Below are 22,085 nucleotides of genomic sequence, written 5' to 3'. Positions count from 1 at the left end.
GCGGGTTGCAGACTTGATCAGAAAACCAGCGGCCTCGCCTGGCGCACCTGCGGCAGCGCCCTCACCTGCTCCATGACCGAGTCCGGCACGTCGCCGTCGATCTGAACGAGGGCGATCGCGTCTCCGCCCGGCGAGTAGCGGCCGAGCGCGAAGGTCGCGATGTTGACGCCCGCCTCTCCGAGCAGGCTCGCGAAGCGGCCGACGAAACCCGGCTTGTCCTCGTTCGCGACGTAGATCATCGACGGCGCGAATTCGGCATCGATTTTTATGCCCTTGATGTCGATGATGCGCGGCTTTCCGTCGGCGAACACGGTGCCCGAGATCGAGCGCTCCATGTTCTCGGTCACGACCGTCAGGGTCATCAGCGCATCGTAATCGCTGTCCGCCTCGCTCGTCGTTTCCTCGATGACGATGCCGCGTTCCTTGGCGACGACTGGCGCCGAAACGACGTTGATGTCGGCCAGCATCGGCCGCAGCAGTCCGGCGATCGCGGCGGAGGTCAGCGCCTTGGTGTTCATCGCCGCGACCTCACCCTGATAGGTGATCCGGACGCTGCTGATCCCGGTATCGGTCAATTGCCCGGCGAACGAGCCGAGCTTCTCCGCCAGCAGGATGAAGGGCCGGAGCTTCGGCGCCTCTTCGGCCGAGATCGAGGGGAAGTTCACCGCATTGGTGATCGCGCCGCGCACCAGATAGTCCGACATCTGCTCGGCAATCTGCAGCGCGACGTTCTCCTGCGCCTCCATGGTAGAGGCGCCGAGATGCGGCGTGCAGATCACGTGCGGATGGCCGAACAGCGGGTTCTCGGTCGCAGGCTCGGTCGAGAACACGTCGAATGCCGCGCCCGCGACATGGCCGCTGTCGAGCGCCTTGCGCAGAGCCGCCTCGTCGACGAGGCCGCCGCGCGCGCAATTGATGACACGCACGCCCTTCTTCGTCAGCGCGAGATTGTCGACCGAGAGGATGTTCTTGGTGCGATCGGTCAGCGGCGTGTGCAGGCTGATGAAGTCGGCGCGGCTGAGGAGCTCCTCGAGCTCGACCTTCTCGACGCCGAGATCCTCCGCCCGTTCGAACGACAGGAACGGATCGAAGGCGATCACCTTCATCTTCAGCCCGATCGCGCGATCCGAAACGATCGAGCCGATATTGCCGCAACCGATGATACCGAGCGTCTTGCCGGTGATTTCGACGCCGAGGAAGCGCGTCTTCTCCCATTTGCCGGCCTGGGTCGACTGGTCGGCGGCGGGAATCTCGCGTGCGATGGCGAGCAGCAGCGCGATCGCATGCTCGGCGGTCGTGATCGAATTGCCGAACGGCGTGTTCATAACGATCACGCCGCGCGCGGTCGCGGTCGGAATGTCGACATTGTCGACGCCGATGCCGGCGCGGCCGATCACCTTGAGCTGGCCAGCCTGGGCCAGCACCTTGGACGTGACCTTGGTCGCCGAGCGGATGGCGAGGCCATCGTAATTGCCGATGATCGCGGCGAGCGCGTCGCGATCCTTGCCGAGGTCCGGCTGGTAATCGACCTCGACGCCCCGGTCCTTGAATATCTGGACCGAGGCCGGAGAGATTTTGTCGGAGATCAGAACCCGGGGCATGAGCGCGCCTTCAAGCGGCGCGGCTCAGCGCCGCCTTTGCCGAAACGAACGCCCAGTCGAGCCAGGGCAGCAGAGCTTCCAGATCGGCCGTCTCGACCGTCGAACCGCTCCACAGACGAAGACCGGCCGGCGCATCCTTGTAGGAGCCGATGTCGTAGGCGACCTGCTCGACCTCGAGGATCGAGACGATCTCCTTGCAGAAGGCGGCCTGCGCCTCCGGCGGAAGGCTCGTCACCTGCGGATCGACGACCATCAGGCAGAGCGCCGTGTTGGAACGATTGGCCGTCTCGGCACCAAGGAAGTCGATCCACGGGGTACGTTCCACCCAATCGGTGACGACCTTGCAGTTCGCGTCGGCGCGGGCCCGCAGCCCCGCGAGACCGCCGATCGACTTCGCCCAGTGCAGCGCGTCGATATAATCTTCGGTCGCCATCAGGCTGGGCGTGTTGATCGTCTCGCCCTCGAACAAGGCCTCGATCAGTCTGCCGTTCTTCGTCATGCGGAAGATCTTCGGCAGCGGCCAGGCCGGCTTGTAGCTCTCGAGACGAGCGACGGCGCGCGGCGACAGGACGAGCATGCCGTGCGCGGCCTCGCCGCCCATCACCTTCTGCCAGGAGAAGGTCGTGGCATCGAGCTTGGCCCAGTCGAGTTTCTGCGCGAAGGCGGCCGAGGTGGCATCGCAGATCGTCAGACCCTTGCGGTCGGCGGCGATCCAGTCCGCATCCGGGACGCGAACGCCGGAGGTCGTGCCGTTCCACGCGAAGACGACGTCGCGGTCGCAATCGACCTTGGAGAGGTCGGGTAGCTCGCCGTAGGGCGCGGTCATCACGCGCACATCGTCGATCGGAAGCTGTTCGACGACGTCGGTGACCCAATCGGCGCTGAATGCCTCCCAGGCCAGCACGTCGACGCCGCGCTCGCCGAGCATCGACCACAGCGACATCTCGACGGCGCCCGTGTCGGACGCCGGAACGATCGCAATGCGGTAGTCGGCGGGAATTTCGAGAATTTCTCGCGTCAGATCGATCGCCTGTTTCAGGCGGGATTTACCGATCTTCGAGCGATGGGAGCGCCCAAACGGCGCATTTTGGAGAACGTCAACGCTCCAGCCGGGGCGTTTAGTGCAGGGTCCGCAAGAAAAACGCGGATTAGCCGGCCGACGGCCGGGTACATCATTTATCATCACCCTATCCTTCCAGATAGATGCCCTTCGTTGGGGAAGGGTGTCCCGCTGAACAAACTGAAGCGGGGGATGACGAAAGTCAAGAATACTTCTGAACTGTCCCGGAAACGAAGAAAGCCCGGCACAAGGCCGGGCTTTTCGGAACAGTGATCGACCGCTCAGTCGAAGGTGTAGCGCACGCCGAGCTTGATGTCGTGCGAAGCGATGTCGTTCCAGTGGAACGAGTTCCCGGGCGTGGGGTTGCTGCCGTCCGGAGCCAGGAGGTCTTCAGTCTGGGCATCGCCCATGTAGAGGAAGCGATAGGCCAGATCGACAGTCCAGTTCTGGCTGAGTTCAAACGCCAGGCCGGCATGCAGGGCCCAGGCGAAATTCCAGGTCGCGGTGTCGTCGCTGAGCCCAATCGCGCCGTTGATCGGATTGTAATCGACGAAATCCGAAATCTCGATTCGGGCGGCGCCGATACCGGCACCGAGATACGGCGTCATGATTCCGTACGACGGGAGATCAACATAGGCGTTCGCGAGCAGTACCCACTCGCTCTTGTCGCCGGTGAAGGTGTTCGCGCCTTCGCTGCCGGGATTGGTCGTCGTATCGAAGTCGTAGCTATCGGTGCCGAAGAAATCGGACTTGCCGCGATATTCCGCCGTGAAGTCGGTCCGGAACCATTCGTTGAACTGATAACCGAAACCGATGCTGATAAACCAGGACGGGTCCCACTGGCTATCGTGAAGGTCGACGAATGACGTCGGGCTGGTAACGGTGTCCCAGTAAGGACTGTCGATATCGTCCGAAACCTGATGGCTGGCGCCGATATCACCGCGTAGATACCAGCCGCCCGCGGCGACTTCGATCGGTGCCGGCTCGATATATTCAGGCATGTCGGCGGCGTGCACCACCGGGCTCAGCAGAACGACGCCGAGCGCCGCTCCCGCGAAGATTTTGGACTTTGACATAGCTCCCGTTCCCTTTCCCGAGCCGCGGATGTCCCGCGAGCGGCCGGATCGACTTGAAAGGGAATATCAACGCTAAGTCTTAAAAGCCGATTAACCTTAACGACGGCCGCAAATTCATAGGTTAACGATAGTTAACTATATAAGCGGTAGAAAGTATTGGACGTCCAGTTCAGGCGGCAACGCTGGAAAGCGCGCCGATGACATCATCGACAACGGTCTCGACGAGATCTCGATCGTCGCCTTCGGCCATCACGCGAATCACCGGCTCGGTGCCGGACGGACGGATGACCAGGCGCCCCTCGGTGCCGAGCCGCCGCGTCGCCGCCTCGATGGCGGAGACGACATGCGCCTGCTCCAGTGGCTTACCGGAGCGGTAGCGGACGTTCTTCAGGATCTGCGGCAGCGCTTCGAAAAGATGGCAGGACTCGGAAGCTGGCTTGCCCGTCTTCTTGACCATCGCGAGCGTCTGCAGCGCCGCCAGAAGGCCGTCACCGGTCGTTGTGTAATCGGACAGGATGATGTGACCGGACTGCTCGCCGCCAAGATTGTAGCCCTGCTCGCGCATGGCCTCGGAGACATAGCGGTCGCCGACCGGCGTGCGCACAAGATTGAGGCCCAGGCCGTGCAGGTAGCGCTCGAGCCCGAGATTGGACATCACGGTCGCGACGATACCGGGCTTCGACAGCCGGCCGTCCTCGGCCCAGCTCGTGGCGATCACCGCCATCAGCTGATCGCCGTCGATCACATGGCCCTTTTCGTCGACGAGGATCAAACGGTCGGCGTCGCCATCCAGCGCGATGCCGATATCGGCGCGAACCTCCCTCACCTTCTGGCAGAGAGCGGCAGGTGCGGTCGAGCCAACATCGCGATTGATGTTGAAGCCGTCAGGATCCGCACCGATCGTCACGACGTCGGCGCCAAGCTCCCAGAAGGCAGCGGGCGTGACTTTGTAACCTGCGCCATTGGCACAATCGACGACGACACGCATGCCCTCAAAGCTGATGTCGCGCGACAGAGTGCGCTTGGCGAATTCGATATAGCGGTCGTGCACACCCTCGATACGGCGGGCACGGCCGAGGTCCGCGGACTTGGCGAGACGCGGGCCGAGATCGGCGTCGAGCAGGGCCTCGATCTCGAGTTCGATCTCGTCGGAGAGCTTGTAGCCGTCGGGGCCAAACAGCTTGATGCCGTTATCGTCGTAAGGATTGTGCGAGGCGGAGATCATCACGCCGAGATCGGCGCGCATCGACCGCGTCAGCATCGCGATCGCCGGGGTCGGCATCGGGCCGACCTGAAGAACGTCCATGCCGACGGCGGTGAAACCGGACACCATCGCAGTCTCGATCATGTACCCCGACAGACGGGTATCCTTGCCGATGACGACGCGGTGGCGATACTCGCCGCGATTGAAGATCAGGCCGGCGGCCATGCCGACCCTCAGTGCGAGATCGGGCGTGATCGGCGGGGTGTTCGCGCGACCGCGAATGCCGTCGGTACCGAAATATTTGCGGGTCATCCCTGTCTCTCAACCGTCATGATTTGACGCCGGTATAGCCCATTATGAGGGGGTCATGGTTCAAGAATCGTGAGCGTTCGTTACGGCAGGGAGAGTTGCGTGGATAAAAGGACCGAGAAGGAGAAGATGCTTGCGGGCGATTTCTATCGTACCGACAGCGCGTTGTTCGCCGAGCAGATGAAGAGCCGCGCGGCGATGGACCGTTATAACGCCACCCCTGCTCAGGAAGGGGAACTGCGCTGTGCCCGGCTGGCTGAACTGATGGGCACTTCGAACGGCGCGACCGTCCGCGCGCCGGTCTATGTCGACTATGGCTGGAACGTGCATCTCGGCGAAGGCGTCTTCCTCAATTTCAATTGCGTCCTGCTGGACGTCGCCGAAATCCGCATCGGCGCGAAGACCCAGATCGGCCCGAACGTCCAGATTCTGACTGCCGATCACCCGCGCGATCCCCAACAGCGCCGACAGGACCTCGAATTCGGCCGGCCGATCACGATCGGTGCCAATGTCTGGATCGGCGGCGGGGCGATCATCCTCCCGGGTATCACCGTCGGTGACGACGCGATCATCGGCGCCGGCGCCGTCGTGACCCGTGACGTGCCGAAAGGCGCGACGGTCGCGGGCAATCCGGCACGGGTGTTGCGTAAAGCATGACGATGCATGTGAGAGCCGCTTTGCCTGGCGAAATCCCCGCGCTGGCCAAGCTCTGGTACAACGGCTGGCAGGATGCCCATGCGGCGCTGATGCCGGCCGAACTGACACGTCTCCGCACCGAACAAAGCTTCGCGGAGAGATTGGCCGCGGCCCTGCCCCGCATCCGCGTCGTCGGCCCGGAAGGCGCGCCGATCGGCTTCGCGATCGTCAAGGACGACGAGCTTTATCAGCTCTTCGTCGCGGCCGATGCGCGGGGAAAGGGCGTCGCCGTCACGCTGATCGAAGACGCCGAGACACGGTTGGCCGCAAGCGGCGTAGAAACGGCTTGGCTTGCCTGCGCCATCGGAAACGAACGCGCGGCTCGCTTCTACGAGAAACGCGGCTGGCGGCGGATCGGGACATTTTCCAACGAGATCGAAACGTCTGAAGGACCATTCAATCTGGATGTCTGTCGCTACGAGAAGCGGCTCGGCACCCTTTCCTCAGGGGAAAGGGCCGACACACACCGGCAGGTGTGAGCGGGGTGAGGGGTACACCCTCTCGATAGGCCCAACCCCTCACCCGGCCAAAGCTGCCGCTTTGCGCCGACCTCTCCCACTGGGAGAGGCGACCCCCCAAAAAACAAAAAGCCCGGCCGAAGCCGGGCTTTTCTCATTTCTACCGCGTCAGGCCTGCGGCTGCGGCTCGAGACCCGTATCGGGCTTCGGCCGCGGCCGGCTCTTGCCGACGGTCGGCACGGCTGAACCGCGCGGGGTCGGCGGCTCGTCCGCGGCATCGCGCACCGGCGGCTTGCCACCAATCAGGCCGACAATCTCGTCGCCGCTGAGGGTCTCGTATTCGAGCAGGCCCTTGGCGAGGATTTCGAGCTGGTCGCCCTTTTCGGTCAGCACCTGGCGAGCCGTCGCATAGCCCTCTTCGACGAGGCGCTTCACCTCGGCGTCGATCTTGCGGGAGGTCTCTTCCGAGATGTGCTGCTGCTTGCCCATGCTGTAGCCGAGGAAGACCTCCTCGTTGTTGTCGCCGTACATGACGGTGCCGAGCTCGTCCGAGAAGCCCCACTGCGTGACCATCGCGCGGGCGAGCTTGGTCGCCTGCTGGATGTCCGAAGCGGCGCCCGAGGTCACCTTGTCGTGGCCGAAGATGATCTCTTCCGCCACGCGGCCGCCCATCAGGATAGCCAGGCGCGAGGTCATCTGCTCGTAGCTCATCGACAGCTTGTCGCGCTCCGGCAGCTGCATGACCATGCCGAGCGCACGGCCGCGCGGAATGATCGTCGCCTTGTGGACGGGATCGGTCGCCGGCACGTTCAGCGCCACGATGGCGTGGCCGCCCTCGTGATAGGCCGTCAGCATCTTTTCCTGCTCGGTCATGACCAGGGTGCGGCGCTCGGCGCCCATCATGATCTTGTCCTTGGCGTCCTCGAACTCCTGATGCGTGACCATTCGCTTCGACCGGCGGGCCGCCATCAGGGCTGCCTCGTTGACGAGGTTCATCAGGTCGGCGCCCGAGAAGCCCGGAGTGCCGCGCGCGACCGTCTTGAGGTCGACGTCCGGCGCCAGCGGCACCTTGCGGACATGCACTTTCAGGATCTTCTCGCGGCCCATCACGTCCGGGTTCGGCACGACAACCTGGCGGTCGAAGCGGCCCGGACGCAGCAGCGCCGGGTCGAGAACGTCCGGACGGTTGGTCGCGGCGATGATGATGATGCCTTCGTTGGCCTCGAAGCCGTCCATCTCGACAAGGAGCTGGTTGAGGGTCTGCTCGCGCTCATCGTTGCCGCCGCCGAGGCCGGCGCCGCGATGGCGGCCGACCGCGTCGATCTCATCGATGAAGATGATGCACGGGGCGTTCTTCTTCGCCTGTTCGAACATGTCGCGGACGCGGGACGCACCTACGCCGACGAACATCTCGACGAAGTCCGAGCCCGAGATCGTGAAGAACGGCACGTTCGCCTCGCCGGCGACGGCACGCGCGATGAGCGTCTTACCGGTACCGGGAGGGCCGACGAGCAGCACGCCACGCGGAATACGGCCGCCGAGACGCTGGAACTTCTGCGGGTCGCGCAGGAAGTCGACGATCTCGTGCAGGTCTTCCTTGGCTTCATCCACGCCCGCGACGTCCTCGAACGTCACGCGGCCATGCGCCTCGGTCAGGAGCTTCGCCTTCGACTTGCCGAAGCCCATGGCCTTCCCGCCCGCGCCTTGCATCTGGCGCGACAGAAAGACCCAGACGCCGATCAGCGCGATGAACGGCAGCCAGTTCAGGAGGAGCGCCAGGAACCACGGCATGCTCTCCTGCGGCGGACGCGCGGTCACCCCGACGCCCTTGTTGTAAAGGCGGTCGACGAGGCCCGGATCGCTCGGGGCGTAGGTCTGGAAGCTCCGGCCATCCGTATAGGTGCCGGTGATGTTCGGCCCTTCGATCACCACGTCGCGAACACGCGAATTATCTACTTCGGTGAGAAGCTGGCTGAACGAAATCTCATTGGTCGCAGAGCGCTGTCCGGGATTCTGGAACAGCGTGAACAAAGCGAGCAGCAGCAGAACGATGATCACCCAGAGGGCGAAGTTCCGGTAATTCGGATTCATCATGAGCCTTTCGGGGCGGCGCTCCCTAGAGCGTCCGGGCGGGACAGTCCCGACCGGAAATGTAAGGTTCCTCTCCGTCCTTCACAAGAACAGATAGAGCCGGCCGGTTTTCCGGCTACTGATATCCATCAAACCACAAAATGGTTTCCTGAAGGCTCACACAGTTTCTCGACGTGGCGGCGCTGTGGAAATCACCAGTTGACCTTTGCTGACTGCGACGCGCGCTCCGCCGAGCGTCCGCCCCAGGGATTTCCCCGCCTGGAGAGCATCACGAACGGCGTCGAACAGCGCTTCGCCCCGTTTCAGGCGCTCGGACGTCCCGTCGCCGTGCTTCCCGACCGCCCTCAGCATCATCCGCAGTCCGATCTCCTCCGGCAGAGCGAGGAATGACGCGCCGTCGATCCGCGTCTGCGCCGGCCCGCTCATCGCCAAACCGGCCCAGACATTATCGACGGCCTGCTCGATCGCGACATCGGCCCGCGCCATCCGGCGCGCCAGCACCGCCAGCCGCTCGGCGGTCAATCCCTCGCGGTCGAGTACGTCGCGGCCCGCTCTCAGGCGGGCGCGCGCGAACCTCGGATCGGCATTGCTGGCATCCTCGCTCCAGGACACGCCCGCCGCGTCGCAGGTCGCGATCAACCGCGTTTTCGGAACGCCGAGCAGCGGCCGGACATGGATCAGATCGCCGCGCGCGCTCACCGGCCGCATCCCGGCCAGCCCGGCGGGGCCCGACCCAGCAGCCAGCCGCATCAGCACGGTCTCCGCCTGATCGTCGAGCGTATGAGCGGTTACGAGATGCAGGGCGCCGATCTCGGCGGCGTATTCCATCAGCAATCGATATCGCGCGGTGCGGGCCGCTTTCTCGATAGAGGAAACGGGCTTGGCGCCCGTCCAGCGCAGCGTCCGATGGTCGATGCCGAGTAATCTTGCGAGCGCCGCGACCTTTTCCGCTTCGTCTCCGGACTCCGGCCGCAGCCCGTGATCGATAGTTGCGGCGCAAAGTCGCAACCCCCGATTGCTGGACCATCTGGCGAGGAGAAGCAGGAGGGCGGTCGAGTCCGCGCCGCCCGAGACTGCGGCGAGCACGCCGACGGACCCTTCGAGCGGCTGAAAAAGCGCAGCCGCCTCCTCTTCGGTCACCGGTCCGCCGGGGCGCGGCACTGCGCCTCCTTCGGAATCAGGCAAGGCCATGCTGTTGGTCACGGAATTGCCGCTGTCGCCCCGACACAGTCATCAGGCACATCCCTTACTTTTATCTGTTGCCGGAAAAAGTTGCGCATGACCTTTCAGTGGAGTGGAACCGGCGGCATGGCCCCTCATTATACGTTCGGCGCTGCGAGAGTACGGGCCGCTCGCAGTCTTATGCCCTGTTTCGGAAAGTAAGTCCTTTGCGTCGTCGCGACCTCATCCTCGGAGCCGCTGCGCTCCCATTTGGTGCGGGCCTTTTCGCACAACTCGCCGAAATCCCGCTCGCGCAGACGGGAGACGCCGCGCCGTTCAACGCCTCCCAGGTTCGCCAGATCGCGCGCGACATGGCGTCGAAGCCCTACAAGGCGCCCGATACCGGCCTGCCGGACGAACTCAAGGACCTGCCCTACGACCGCTATCGCGATCTCCGCTTCGTTCCGGAGCGGGCGATCTGGCGCGGCGAGGGCCTGCCTTTCGAGGTCCAGCTCTTTCACCGCGGCTTCCTCTATTCGAACCGGGTCGACATCTTCGTCGTCGCGGAGGGGCAGGCTCGCCCGCTCGTTTATTCGCGCGACCTGTTCACCTTCGGCCAGGTCACCCCGCCGCCGCCGAACGTCAATCTCGGCTTCGCCGGCTTCCGTCTGCATGGCCCGATCAACCGGCCGGACTATTACGACGAGATCGCCGCTTTCCTCGGCGCGAGCTATTTCCGTTCGCTCGCCAAGGGCCAGGGCTACGGCCTGTCCGCGCGCGGCCTCGCCATCAACACGGCGAGTCCCGAAGGCGAGGAATTCCCGGTCTTCCGCAGCTTCTGGATCGAGCGCCCGGCGAAGGGCACCTCGTCCATCGTCGTGCACGCTTTGCTGGATTCCAAGTCGGCGTCTGCCTCCTACCGCTTCACCATCCGCCCGGGCGACACCACGATTTTCGACGTCGAGATGGCGATCTATCCTCGCCAGGACGTCGAACAGGCCGGCCTCGGTCCGCTGACCAGCATGTTCTTCTTCGGTCCGAACGATCGTTCGGACGTCGACGACTTCCGTTCGGCCGTGCACGATTCCGACGGCTTAGCGCTCTGGAACGGCCGCGGCGAACGCCTCTGGCGGCCGCTGACTAATCCGAACCAGCTGCAGATCAGCGTCTTCGGCGACGCCAATCCGCGTGGCTTCGGGCTGATGCAGCGCCACCGCAATTTCTGGGATTTCGACGACCTCGAAGCCCGCTACGAAAAGCGGCCGTCGCTCTGGATCGAGCCGATCGGCGACTGGGGCGAAGGCGCGGTCTACCTCGTCGAGATTCCCACCAAGGAAGAGATCCACGACAACATCGCCGCGTTCTGGAGGCCCAAGGAACCGCTCCGCAAAGGGGCGGAATACCTCTACAACTACCGCATGCACTGGTGCGGACCCAATCCGTTCGACCAATCGGATCTCCTGACCTTCCACGACACGCGCATGGGTGCCGCGGGAGACAACCGCCTGTTCGTGATCGACATCGCGGGCGCCAGGATCAAGGACCTCCAGCTCGACGATCAGGTGAAGCCGGTCATCTCCGCAAACCCCGGCAAACTCAGCAATGTCGTGTTGCAGCCGAATTCCGAAACCGGCGGCTGGCGGCTGAGCTTCCAGCTCGATCCCGACGACGAGCCGCTGGTTGAAATGCGCGCCCAGCTTTTCCGCGCCGATCAACCGCTCTCGGAAGTCTGGATCTATCGATGGACGGCGTAGCCGAGACACAGACCGCATTGCCGGTCGGCTTCCGCGCACTTCCGGACGAAACCAATCTGGAAATGCCGGTTCAGTCGCTTTGGCAGCGGCCGCCCCGCAACGGAAAGCCGGCATCCTGGCCGCGGCTCGCCGGCCTGCGCCGCTTATTCGTGATAACGACGGCGCTCATCCTGTCGGCGGCGGGCGCCTACGAGATGTATCTCGTTCTTAGCGTCGCCGGACTGACCTTCCTCGAGCACCTCGTCCTCGTCACCTTCGTGATCTTGTTCTCCTGGATTGCGTTCTCGTTCGCGAGCGCACTGCCCGGCTTCTTTTCGCTGCTCAGGCGTGGCGGCTGGCGTCTCGGCATCAATCCTGATGCTCCGCTCCCCGAACTGACGGCGAAGATCGCCCTTCTCCTGCCGACCTACAACGAGGACCCGTCCCGCACGATGGCTGGCCTGCAGGCGATCTACGAGGATCTCCAGGCCGCCGGCCGGCTCGAACACTTCGACATGTTCATCCTCAGCGACACGACCGACGCAAACGTCTGGGTCGAGGAGGAGGCCGCGTTCCTCGCACTTCGCGACCGCACCGGCGGGCACGGACGCATCTTCTACCGCCGGCGCCACAAAAACGTGGAGCGCAAGGCCGGCAACATATCGGACTGGGTGAAGCGCTTCGGCGGCGCCTACGAGACGATGATCATCCTCGACGCCGACAGCGTCATGACCGCCGACGCGCTGGTCCGGATGGCCTCCGCGATGGAAAACCACTCGGATGTCGGCCTGATCCAGACCCTGCCGATCATCGTCAACGGCTCGACTTTGTTCGCCCGCCTCCAGCAATTCGCCGGCCGTGTCTACGGCCCGCTGATCGCCCACGGCATCGCCTGGTGGCACGGTTCGGAAGGCAATTACTGGGGCCATAACGCCGCGATCCGGACGAAGGCTTTCGCCGAACAGGCCGGCCTGCCGCACCTGAGCGGCCGCACGCCGTTTGGCGGCCATATCCTCAGCCACGACTTCATCGAGGCGGCTCTGATGCGCCGGGCGGGATGGGCGATCCACATGATCCCGGGCCTCAAGGGCTCATACGAGGAGAGTCCGCCCTCGCTTACCGACGTCGCGATCCGCGACCGGCGCTGGTGCCAGGGCAATCTGCAGCATATCGGCGTTCTGCCGGCACGCGGCCTGCACTGGGTCTCGCGCCTGCATCTTCTCGTCGGCATCGGCTCCTACATCACCGCGCCGCTCTGGTTCCTGTTTCTCGCCACCGGCATCCTGATCTCGCTGCAGGCGCGCTTCATCCAGCCCGACTATTTCGGCGAGGGCTTCACGCTCTTTCCGAACTGGCCGGCCCAGGACCCCGTGCGAGCAGCGTGGGTGTTCGTCGGCACAATGGCGATCCTGCTCCTGCCAAAGCTCATGAGCTATTTCACGCTGCTCACCCGGCCGGACGATCTGAGAGGCTCGGGCGGCGCCGTCCGCTCCTTCTTCAGCATGCTGCTGGAGACGCTCATTTCCGGCCTGATCGCGCCGGTGATGATGCTGATCCAGTCGGTCGCCGTGGTCGAAATCCTGATCGGCAGGGACGCCGGCTGGAAGCCGCAGCGCCGCGACGACGGCTCGATCTCGTTCCGCGAGGTCGTCCGGTCCTATGTCTGGCACACCCTCTTCGGCATCCTGACCGCCGTCGGCGCCTACGCGGTCGCGCCGTCCCTCTTCCTCTGGATGACGCCGGTCATTGTCGGCATGGTCCTGGCGATCCCGCTTGCGGCACTGACCGCCACGCGCGGCATCGGCATCGGCCTTCGAAAGGCCGGCCTGTTCCTGATCCCGGAAGAAACCCAGCCACCGCGGGCGCTCGTCCGCGCGCGGGAACTGAGCGCTCAGCTGCAAGGCGCGGAAAACCCCGGCGCCGTGCGCCTTCTGGCCGCTGACGAACGCCTTCTCGAAGCCCATCGCGCGATGCTGCCGCCGCGCAGCACGCGCAAGACCGGCGGCATCAGCGGCGATCTCGCGATCGGCCTCGCAAAGCTCGACGAGGCCGAGGGCGAAGGGCTGGACGTTGCGCTCAGTGACCTGACGGCGAAGGAATTCGCGGCGCTGCTCGCGGATTCGCGGGGCGTCGACCGGCTGGTTGCGCTGGCGCGGGGGTGAAATGCCTCTCCCGTTTACGGGAGAGGTCGACTCGCGAAGCGAGCGGGTGAGGGCATGTGTGAGGCAACGAGCATCGTGCTGGCCCTCACCCCGGTCGTCTGACGACGACTCGACCCTCTCCCGCTTCGCAGGAGAGGACTAGCATCCCAATTTCTGCATTTCCCTGTCGGACTGCCCCTTCGCGCCCGACCGCGGATATTTCCGACCGAGCTCCATCAGGGTCGCGCAGGCCTGTTCCTTCTGGTTGATCGCGCCGAGCGTCTGGCCGAGGCGCAGCATGCTATCGGCAGCACGCGAAGCCTGCGGGTAGTCGGTCACGACCTTCAGGTACGGCTCGATCGCATCGTTGTGCTGGTTGCGCTGGTAATAGCTTTCGCCGAGACCATAGAGCGCGTCGGGCACGCGCTTGTCGTTCGGAAATGTCTGCAGGAAGGAGCGGAACTGGGTTTCCGCGAACTCGTAGTCCTTGCGCTGCAGAAAACCCGCTCCGAGCGAGTATTCCTCGTCCGGGCTGCCGCTCGCCGTCAGCGAAGCGATCGACCCGCCCGGCCCGCCTCCCGGTCCGGCCGGCGGCTGTTGCGGTGCGCCGCCCGGTTGGAAATCGGGCGCGAGCACCATCGGCGCGCCCGGTTCCTGCGCCAGTGGGCCGGGCTGGCCCGTGACGGGACCACCCGTCGGACCGGTCGGGAGTTGGCCGAGATTCTGCGGGCCGGGAGCAGGCTGGCTCGGATCGGCGGCGCCCATCTGCACGCCGGCGCTCGGCCGGGTTCCGGCCGGAGGGCCGAGCGGCTGTTGCGGCGGGCGGGCATCGGTCTGGCGCGGCGGCTGGCCGGCCTGCGCACGCCCGGGAACTCCCGGTCCGCCCTGCAATGCCTTCACCTGATCCTGAAGCTGGCGGATCTGGAACTGATATTCCTCGTTCCGTCCGGTCAGCTGGCGCACCTGCTCCTCGAGCCGGTTGATGCGCAGCGACATGTCGGACGCGTTCTGGGCGAACGAGCCTTGCGGCAAGACAAACGAAAAGCCGGCAATGCCTGCTGCGAGAAGAAGGGAACGGGCGCGGATCATATGCGGACGGTCTCTGACGAGGATTGCCTGATTAAGCAGTCAGTTCGGGCTGAATTACGATTTAGTGTTCATGCTCTCGTTCAGCAAACGAGAACGGCGCGCCGATGGTTCGGCGCGCCGCAAACTCACCCAGCCAAGGTCGAGTTCGGATCAGCTCGACGGGCCGCCGAGGACGGTTACGGCGCGACGGTTCTGCGACCAGCAGGAGATGTCGTCGCAGACCGCGACCGGGCGCTCCTTGCCGTAGGACAACGTACGCATGCGGCCCGGGTTCACGCCGCGCGAAGCGAGATAGTCGCGGGCAACCTGACCACGGCGTGCGCCAAGCGCGAGGTTGTACTCACGCGTGCCGCGCTCGTCAGCATGTCCTTCGACCGTGATCTGATATTTCGGATAGCGCTGCAGCCACTGGGCCTGCTTGTCGAGCGTCGCCTGGGCGGTCGAGGTCAGGTCCGTGGAATCGGTTTCGAAGAATACGCGGTCGCCGACATTGACTACGAAGTCCTGCTGGCTGCCCGGAGGGCCACCGGCGCCGCCGCCGGCTAGATCCTGGTTGGTCTTCGATGCGCACGCCGAGGCGAGAAGCCCCAGTGCGATGACGGCGGCGATTGAAACGCCGCGGGAGGTACGCTGAAAACGCCACATAGCGGAAAACTCCTCACGTCCTTGGCCGGACTGACCATGCATAACCTTTGAGTGGTTAAGCGAAGGTTCCGTTAAGTGCATTTCTTCAATCCCGCTTCACCCTGTCCGTCCTGATTGACGGCCCGCCGTTAGCCGCACGGAGTGAGCGCCAAAAGTGGCGGGAAGGCGACAAAACTGATGCCTTTCGGCAACACTTCACGCGAACCCCCATCGCGGAACACGCAGAAACGCCGGGCATCGGATCAATCGCCGCGACTTTGCCGGGCAGGCAACGGGCCTGCCCGGGCAAGTGATCAGCGGCCCGCCTCGATGATAAGATTGAACGGCGTCTCGATCGCTCGACGCACCCTTCCAAGCCCTGCCGCCTTCAGCACGTCTTCGAGCTGACGCGGCCCTGCCTGCGCGCCCAGAACATGGGTGCCGTTCTCCGAAATGGCGTGGGCGCAGCACAGCGTGGTCGAAGCAGCATAATAGAGGCGACCGATCGGATTGATGTTGTCCTCGACACCATCCCGCGCAAAGGGCTCGACAAGCATGAGTTTGCCATCCTCCGCCAGGGCGCTTGCCGCGTGCCGCACCGCATGGACTGGCCGGCCCATGTCGTGCAAGCAGTCGAAAAAGCAGATCAAATCGTAGTCCCGCTTGGCGTAGCCGTCGGCCGGTGCGGTTTCGAAGCTCACGCGATCCCCGACGCCGCTATCGTGCGCGACTTTCCGGGCGGTCGCGATCGACTCCTCATGAACATCGAAGCCCCAGAATCGACTTTTCGGGAAGGCCTTGGCCATCAGAACGGTCGAATGGCCATGCCCGCATCCGACATCGGCCACTTTGGCACCCCGTTCGAGCTTCTCGGTAACACCGGTCAGCGCTGGCAGCCATTCCTTGACGAGGCTGGCGCCATAGGCATTGCGGTAGAAAGCGGCGACGCCGCAGAAGAGCCGCTCGTCATGCTCCCCCCAGCTCACGCCGCGCCCCGCCTTGAAGGCTCCGCGCGACTTCGCCTCATCGGCCCACATTGAGGCAACCACCTCCCAGGCGTGCGGCAGGAAGACCGGGCTCGAATTGTCGGCGAGGATAGCTGCCTGCTCGGGAGTCAGCTCGTAGGTAGCCGAGGTCGGATGGTAATCGACATACCCGCCGGCCACTTGCGAATTGAGCCATTCGCGGACGTACCGCTCCGCGCAGGCGCTTCGCCGGGCGACCTCCACGGAACTCAGGGGCCCTGCGCCTGCCATGACTTTGTAAAGCCCGAGCTTGTCGCCGAGACTCACCATGACGCCGCCGTATCCGGCCGAAAGATCCCCGAAAAGACGCTCGACAAGAGTGTTGAGCTTCTGCTGATTGATAGTCATTGCATTCTCCGTCTTCGCACGGCGCCCCGAGCGCCGAACTCGACGGGAAGATGCTCGCTTGCCATTCGTCTCGTGAGTGCGAGACTGGTCAAAAGCAGTTCTTTCGTGCCAAGGGGCGCGCACTATGCCGGGTCAGACGCGGCCGTTGCATGTCAGCCTCGTGGCCATACCCGATGCCGTCATATCGACGCTCACCGGCATCTATGACGTACTGGGCTCGTTTCGCATGCTGGACGGCGAGCCATCGATCCCGGTCGAGCCGCCCTTCACGATCGAGATCGTCGCAACCCGAAGCGGCAGCGTGCCCCTGGCGAGCGGGATACCTGTGGAGGCCCATCGCGCGGCCTCGGATGTCGACGCGACCGACATCATCATCGTGCCCTCGGTCCTGCTCGGGGTCGAGGGCTGGAAGGTCGGCCGCTATCCGGAACTCATCCAGTGGGTTCGGCAAAGGCATGCGCACGGTGCGCTGCTATGCTCGGCCTGTTCGGGCGTGTTCCTACTCGCCGAGACCGGTCTGTTCGATGGCCAGGACGCGACGGTCCACTGGGGCTATGCCGACGCGTTCGCAAGGACGTTTCCGAACATCCCCGTTCATCCTGAGCGCGTTCTGGTCGTCTCCGGAGCGCGCGAGGAACTCATCACATCTGGCGCCTCGATGACCTGGCACGACCTTATCGTGTATCTGATCGCACGGCATGTCGGCGCGACTGCCGCGCAGACCGTGGCGCGGTTCTTCGCGCTGCAATGGCACCATGACGGACTCGCGCCCTACATCGTTTTCCAGGGCCGAACGGATCATGGCGATGCCGCCATCGCGAATGCGCAATCCTGGCTCTCGACGCACTTTTCGGTCGCGAGTCCGGTCGAGGAAATGGTGCGCTGCTCTGGAATCGCCGGTCGCACGTTCAAACGGCGGTTCAAGGAAGCGACGGGTTTTGCCCCCATCGACTATGTTCAGCGACTGCGTATCGAGGACGCCAAGCGCCGACTCGAACGTACAAATGCACCTGCCGACGAGATCAGCTGGCAGGTCGGTTACGAGGATGCGGCGTTCTTCCGGCGGCTCTTCAAGCGAATGACCGGACTGACGCCAGGTGCGTATCGCCGGCGCTTCCAGGTCCCTGTATTTGCCCGGACTCCCGGCACCTGAATATCCGTCTCAAAGCGGAGCGGTCCGTTCGCGCGGGCAGCCCGCGGCGGTTGGCTCCTTTAGTTCAGCGGCGGCGACCATGCCGGGTCGGATGCGAAGGCCTGCGTCTGTACCGCCTGCTCGTTATAGCCGGTGAGGTCGATCGAATAGAGCTTCGGACCGCCGCCCTGGTCGCGGAAGAACATCAGCACGCGGCCGTTCGGCGCCCAGGTCGGGCCCTCGTTGTGGAAGCCTTCCGTCAGCAGACGTTCGCCCGAGCCGTCCGGACGCATGACGCCGATGGCGAAGCGGCCCTGATACTGCTTGGTGAAGGCGATGTAGTCGCCGCGCGGCGACCAGACCGGCGTCGAATACGAGCCCTCGCCGAACGAGATGCGGTTGGCGCCGCCGCCGCCCGCGCTCATCACGTAAAGCTGCTGCCTGCCGCCGCGATCGGATTCGAAAACGATCTGGGAGCCGTCCGGCGAAAAGCTCGGGCTGGTGTCGATCGCCGCATCGTCTGTCAGTCGCGTTGTCTGCTTCGAACGCAGGTCCATCGAATAGATGTTCGAATTGCCCTGGTTTTGCAGGCTCAGCACGACACGCGAGCCGTCCGGCGAGAAGCGCGGCGCGAACGTCATCCCGGGGAAATTGCCGACCAGCGAGCGCTGCCCGTTTTCCAGATTCAGAAGGTAGACCTGCGGATTGCCGCCGGCGAAAGACATGTAGGTGATCTGCTGCGACGACGGGCTGAAGCGCGGTGTCAGCACGAGATCGTCGCCGCGCGAGAGATAGCGCAGGCCGTAGCCGTCCTGGTCCATGATCGCGAGGCGCTTGATCCGCTTGTTCTTCGGTCCGCTCTCCTCGACGAAGACGATGCGGGTGTCGAAATAGCCCTTCTCGCCGGTCATGCGCTCATAAATGGCGTCGGCGATCTTGTGCGCGATGCGGCGCCAGTTATTGGGGTCGGCTCCGAATTGCTGGCCGATCATCTGCTGGCCGCCGAACACGTCCCACAGGCGGAATTCGGCACGGATATTGTTGCCGCTGCGGCTGACGCCGCCGGTCACCAGCGCCTGCGCATTGATAATGCGCCAGTCGCCGAAGCGGGGCGGCTGGTTCATGTTGGTGATCTGCTCGATGAAGGCCTGCTTGGCGATCGGCGCGAACAGGCCCGAGCGCTTGAGGTCCGCCTCGACCAGATTCGAGATGTCCTGCGCCATCTGGTCGCCGAGGAAGTTCGTGACCGCGATCGGGATTGGCTGCAGCTGACCCTGATTGATGTCGACGCGAACCTGCGCCTGCGCCGCCCCGACGGGCAGAAGCGCCAGACCGGCTAGAGCGAGACATCTCAGTAGTTGAGCGGCAAAGGGCATGAGTGGACCTGATCGAGATTGAAAGGGGGCGAACCGTCGGGGCCCGCCATTACGCATCCGGCAGCTTGAAGTCGAGGATCACGCTCTTCCAGAGGTTATAGTCCTCCGGCGGCAGCCGCAGGGGCCGCGTCGGCTGGGTGCAGCTGTTCACCGCGCGCATCGCACTTTCCGCGAATGCCTGGAACGCCGGGTTGGCCGAGCTTCCCTGAAGTGAAGGCTGGCCGATCAGGACGCCCTGCGGCGTGAGTTCGAACTGGATCGTCGCCATCAGGTCGCGCATGCCCTGCGTACCGACCGGCGGGCTCCAGCACTGATAGAGCTGTTCGCGGATCATGTTGCCGAGCATGGTGGCGCGCGTCAGCGCGAGCTGCGAGGCCTGGCCGTTCGAAATGCCGGCCGTGGTAATGCTCGCCATCTGCGGCGCGGCCTGGGCGACGCGGCCCGGATCGCGCTTGTCGATCATGGTCGCGATCTTCGACGGATCGAATTTCGGCTGCGGCTTGGGATCGGGCTTCTTCTCGACCTTCTTCGGCGGGTCGGGCTTCTTCTCGACTTCCTTCTTGATCAGGTCGTCGAGCTTGGCTTGGCTCTTCTCGTCGACCTTCTTCTCCGGCTTCGGCGTCTCAGCCGGCTTGGGAGCGGGCGTCGGCACCGGAGGTGTCTCGGCCTTCTTCGGCTCTTCCTTCGGCGGCTCCGGCGGCGGCGTTTCGGCCTTCTTGGGCTCGGGCTTCGGTTCGGGCGTCTCGACCTTGGCCGCATCCGGAGGAGGAGGCGGAGCGTCGACGTTTTCCTTGGCTTCCGGCGCGGCAGGACGCGGCTCGGGCGTCACGGCGGCGATCTTCTTGGCCTCGACCTTCGGCGTGTTCTCGACCTTCTTGGAGGTCCGGTCGCCCTTGGTCAGCGCATCGTATTCGGAGGGGCTCAGGACCTCGACGGCAACCGATTCGAGCGTCGGATCGAAGGGCTTCGCGGTCGTGAAGCCGATGACGGCATAGGCGATCACCCCCGCATGCGCGACGGACGACACGACCATCCCTGTCCGCTGCTTCGTCACCCCCGTCAGCTCCCCTGCTCTACCTCGGTCACCAGTGCCACGCGACGGAACCCGGCGGCGGAGATGGTCCCCATCACCTTCATCACCTGTCCGTAATTCACGTTGCGGTCGCCCCGCACATAGATACGTTCTTCATACCCCTGCTTCGTGATCGCATTGAGGCGAGGCACGATATCGTCGATCGCAACCTTGGTTTCCTGCAGGAATATCTCGCCGTTGTTGTTCACCGTGATGGTGAGAGGCTCCTTTTCCTCGTTCAGCGAGGGAGCCTGGGTCTGCGGCAAATCGATCGGCACGCCGACGGTCAACAGCGGCGCCGAGACCATGAAGATGATCAGAAGCACGAGCATCACGTCGACGAGCGGCGTGACGTTGATCTCGCTCATCACCGCCGCGCGACGTCCGCCGCGCCGGCCTCGCCTGCGCCCGCCTCCGCCGCCCTTTGGGAGTGCGCCCGCGCCCATTCAGCTACCCGTCCGTTCGTCGATCTGGCGCGACAGGATCGCGGAGAATTCGTCCGCGAAGCCTTCGAGCCGGTTGGCCTGCTTCGAAACTTCGGACGAGAACTTGTTGTAGAAAATCGTTGCCGGAATGGCGGCCACGAGGCCGAGCGCGGTGGCGAACAGCGCTTCCGCGATACCGGGCGCCACCACCGCAAGCGAGGTGTTCTTCGAGGCCGCGATCGACTGGAAGCTGGTCATGATACCCCAGACCGTGCCGAAAAGACCGACGAACGGGCCGGCGGAACCGACCGTCGCGAGAACCAGCAGCCTCGCCTCGAGCCGCTCCAGCTCGCGCTGGATGGTGACGTCGAGCACCTTCTCGATGCGCATCTGCAGGCTCGCGACCGCCTTGCCGCCACCCTCGAAGCTGCGCTTCCATTCCCGCATCGCCGCCACGAACAGAGCCGGCATCGAGCTCGTCGGCCGCGGCGCGAGGTTGCGATAAAGCTCCTCGAGGCTCTGGCCGGACCAGAACACCTTCTCGAAACGGTCCATCTGCCGGCGCGTGCGGGCGTAGAGCACAGTCTTGTCGACGATGATCGCCCAGCACCAGACCGACGACACGACAAGGCCGATCATGATCAGCTTCACGACCAGAGCCGCCTGAATGAACAGGCCCCACAAAGACAGGTCGTGAGCCGTGACTGCGGCTACTCCCTGCTGGGCGATAGCTGGGTCCATGAACGACATACCCTCCCGGGACCAGGCTCCGGCCCGGTCGCAACGCAGACAAAATCCGAACGGCTTTGCCGTCCGACGCGGCCCCCGGCGGCAGGCGCCGCCTTCCCGCGCACTCGAAGGGCGCGGCTTGGTCGCTCTTTAATGCGGCCGAACCGTGACAACGGACGCGAAAGCCCCAAGACCTTCATCACTTGTTAAGGTTAATGATCGGTTACCGCGCCAAGATGACTGCGTGCAAACGCAAAAAGGCCGCCTCAAGGCGGCCTTTTGTCGTCATTGTCCGGGAGAACTGGTTTAGGCGTGCTCGCCCGCCTCGTTGGTCGGCGTCTGCCGGCCGCGGCGATCGGCCATGAACTGGTCGAACTCCTGCTTGTCCTTGGCCTGACGTAGGCGCTCGAGGAAATCGCGGAACTCCTGCTCCTCATCCTCCAGGCGCTTCAGCGTCTCGTTGCGGTATTCGTCGAATGCCGCATTGCCGCTGGAGCGATGCCAGTGCCGGGCATTGCGCTTCCAGTCGCCACAGCCGCCCTTCCAGCGGGGAAAGCCCGCAAATTGTCCGCGTCCCATTCGTCCGCTCCCGAAGGCAAAGGCCAGGGTCATCAGACCGATTGGCCACCAAACCATGAACCCAAGCACGACCGCCGCAATCCAGGCGGGCTTGCCAAATTCGTCGAGTTTTGCCGCGATCGGCATCGTGTGATCCTCGTGAATGTTAATCACATT

At 64.3% G+C, this 22,085-nt stretch carries 19 protein-coding genes; 5 read left to right on the top strand and 14 right to left on the bottom strand.

The genetic code is table 11. From position 1 onward, the window contains the following. Window positions 1-17 precede the first annotated feature (17 nt). From serA to glmM, 4 genes are all read right to left on the bottom strand, one after another. Window positions 18-1,601, bottom strand: coding sequence for a phosphoglycerate dehydrogenase (gene serA / locus ACFPFW_RS00290; protein ID WP_114955242.1), 1,584 nt, complete (start codon window positions 1,599-1,601; stop codon window positions 18-20). Between the two features lie 10 nt (window positions 1,602-1,611). Then, window positions 1,612-2,784 carry a phosphoserine transaminase gene (locus tag ACFPFW_RS00285; RefSeq protein ID WP_114955241.1) on the bottom strand — a complete coding sequence of 391 codons (1,173 nt, stop codon included), beginning with the start codon at window positions 2,782-2,784 and terminating at the stop codon, window positions 1,612-1,614. A 158-nt stretch (window positions 2,785-2,942) separates the two neighbouring features. Further along, on the bottom strand, window positions 2,943-3,737 hold the full coding sequence (locus ACFPFW_RS00280) for an outer membrane protein (RefSeq protein WP_114955240.1): 795 nt from the start codon (window positions 3,735-3,737) through the stop codon (window positions 2,943-2,945). Between the two features lie 169 nt (window positions 3,738-3,906). Further along, the gene (gene glmM / locus ACFPFW_RS00275; RefSeq protein WP_114955239.1) at window positions 3,907-5,253 is read right to left on the bottom strand and encodes a phosphoglucosamine mutase; all 1,347 of its coding nucleotides are present in this window, start codon (window positions 5,251-5,253) and stop codon (window positions 3,907-3,909) included. A gap of 126 nt (window positions 5,254-5,379) precedes the next feature. On the opposite strand from glmM, the gene ACFPFW_RS00270 reads away from it, so the two are divergent. Next, window positions 5,380-5,907 carry a sugar O-acetyltransferase gene (locus tag ACFPFW_RS00270; protein WP_114955578.1) on the top strand — a complete coding sequence of 176 codons (528 nt, stop codon included), beginning with the start codon at window positions 5,380-5,382 and terminating at the stop codon, window positions 5,905-5,907. Further along, window positions 5,904-6,425: a GNAT family N-acetyltransferase gene (locus ACFPFW_RS00265; RefSeq protein WP_379768919.1), complete on the top strand. Its 522-nt coding sequence runs from the start codon at window positions 5,904-5,906 to the stop codon at window positions 6,423-6,425. The genes ACFPFW_RS00270 and ACFPFW_RS00265 overlap by 4 nt, the downstream gene beginning before the upstream one ends. Before the next feature lie 147 nt (window positions 6,426-6,572). Here ACFPFW_RS00265 and ftsH read toward each other — a convergent pair whose 3' ends face one another. Both ftsH and tilS read right to left on the bottom strand, forming a co-directional pair. Continuing rightward, window positions 6,573-8,495 (bottom strand): ATP-dependent zinc metalloprotease FtsH, encoded by a 1,923-nt coding sequence (gene ftsH / locus ACFPFW_RS00260; RefSeq protein WP_114955576.1) that lies wholly within the window; start codon window positions 8,493-8,495, stop codon window positions 6,573-6,575. A 156-nt stretch (window positions 8,496-8,651) separates the two neighbouring features. After that, window positions 8,652-9,656, bottom strand: coding sequence for a tRNA lysidine(34) synthetase TilS (gene tilS, locus ACFPFW_RS00255; RefSeq protein WP_162799546.1), 1,005 nt, complete (start codon window positions 9,654-9,656; stop codon window positions 8,652-8,654). 227 nt (window positions 9,657-9,883) lie between these two features. On the opposite strand from tilS, the gene ACFPFW_RS00250 reads away from it, so the two are divergent. Both ACFPFW_RS00250 and mdoH read left to right on the top strand, forming a co-directional pair. Beyond that, entirely contained in the window at window positions 9,884-11,410 is a 1,527-nt protein-coding gene (locus ACFPFW_RS00250) for an OpgD/OpgG family glucan biosynthesis protein (protein WP_114955237.1), read from the top strand. Next, on the top strand, window positions 11,398-13,551 hold the full coding sequence (mdoH, locus tag ACFPFW_RS00245; RefSeq protein ID WP_114955236.1) for a glucans biosynthesis glucosyltransferase MdoH: 2,154 nt from the start codon (window positions 11,398-11,400) through the stop codon (window positions 13,549-13,551). Before ACFPFW_RS00250 ends, mdoH begins: the two co-directional genes overlap by 13 nt. A gap of 138 nt (window positions 13,552-13,689) precedes the next feature. Here mdoH and ybgF read toward each other — a convergent pair whose 3' ends face one another. From ybgF to ACFPFW_RS00230, 3 genes are all read right to left on the bottom strand, one after another. Continuing rightward, complete coding sequence (ybgF, locus tag ACFPFW_RS00240; RefSeq protein WP_114955235.1) at window positions 13,690-14,619, bottom strand: tol-pal system protein YbgF; 930 nt, start codon at window positions 14,617-14,619, stop codon at window positions 13,690-13,692. Between the two features lie 150 nt (window positions 14,620-14,769). Further along, window positions 14,770-15,264 (bottom strand): peptidoglycan-associated lipoprotein Pal, encoded by a 495-nt coding sequence (pal, locus tag ACFPFW_RS00235; RefSeq protein WP_114955234.1) that lies wholly within the window; start codon window positions 15,262-15,264, stop codon window positions 14,770-14,772. A 293-nt stretch (window positions 15,265-15,557) separates the two neighbouring features. After that, window positions 15,558-16,616 carry a class I SAM-dependent methyltransferase gene (locus ACFPFW_RS00230; protein WP_114955233.1) on the bottom strand — a complete coding sequence of 353 codons (1,059 nt, stop codon included), beginning with the start codon at window positions 16,614-16,616 and terminating at the stop codon, window positions 15,558-15,560. Window positions 16,617-16,740: 124 nt separating this feature from the next. Here ACFPFW_RS00230 and ACFPFW_RS00225 point away from each other — a divergent pair, with 124 nt between their 5' ends. Continuing rightward, on the top strand, window positions 16,741-17,769 hold the full coding sequence (locus ACFPFW_RS00225; RefSeq protein WP_114955232.1) for a GlxA family transcriptional regulator: 1,029 nt from the start codon (window positions 16,741-16,743) through the stop codon (window positions 17,767-17,769). 59 nt (window positions 17,770-17,828) lie between these two features. Here ACFPFW_RS00225 and tolB read toward each other — a convergent pair whose 3' ends face one another. The 5 genes from tolB to ACFPFW_RS00200 all read right to left on the bottom strand — a co-directional run bounded on the left by tolB (window position 17,829) and on the right by ACFPFW_RS00200 (window position 22,055). Next, window positions 17,829-19,124 carry a Tol-Pal system beta propeller repeat protein TolB gene (gene tolB, locus ACFPFW_RS00220; protein WP_114955231.1) on the bottom strand — a complete coding sequence of 432 codons (1,296 nt, stop codon included), beginning with the start codon at window positions 19,122-19,124 and terminating at the stop codon, window positions 17,829-17,831. A gap of 49 nt (window positions 19,125-19,173) precedes the next feature. Next, a complete protein-coding gene (locus ACFPFW_RS00215; RefSeq protein ID WP_162799545.1) occupies window positions 19,174-20,178 on the bottom strand; it encodes a hypothetical protein in 1,005 nt (334 codons plus the stop codon). Window positions 20,179-20,183: 5 nt separating this feature from the next. Then, window positions 20,184-20,642, bottom strand: a complete 459-nt coding sequence (gene tolR, locus ACFPFW_RS00210; RefSeq protein ID WP_114955229.1) for a protein TolR — start codon at window positions 20,640-20,642, stop codon at window positions 20,184-20,186. Further along, window positions 20,643-21,362, bottom strand: coding sequence for a protein TolQ (tolQ, locus tag ACFPFW_RS00205; RefSeq protein WP_114955575.1), 720 nt, complete (start codon window positions 21,360-21,362; stop codon window positions 20,643-20,645). It abuts the gene before it with no gap. Window positions 21,363-21,656: 294 nt separating this feature from the next. Beyond that, on the bottom strand, window positions 21,657-22,055 hold the full coding sequence (locus ACFPFW_RS00200) for a DUF2852 domain-containing protein (protein WP_114955228.1): 399 nt from the start codon (window positions 22,053-22,055) through the stop codon (window positions 21,657-21,659). Window positions 22,056-22,085: the final 30 nt, after the last annotated feature.

The organism is Flaviflagellibacter deserti (assembly GCF_042652085.1).
Lineage (GTDB): Bacteria > Pseudomonadota > Alphaproteobacteria > Rhizobiales > Methylopilaceae > Flaviflagellibacter > Flaviflagellibacter deserti.
This window is presented reverse-complemented; position numbering and strand designations above follow the sequence as displayed.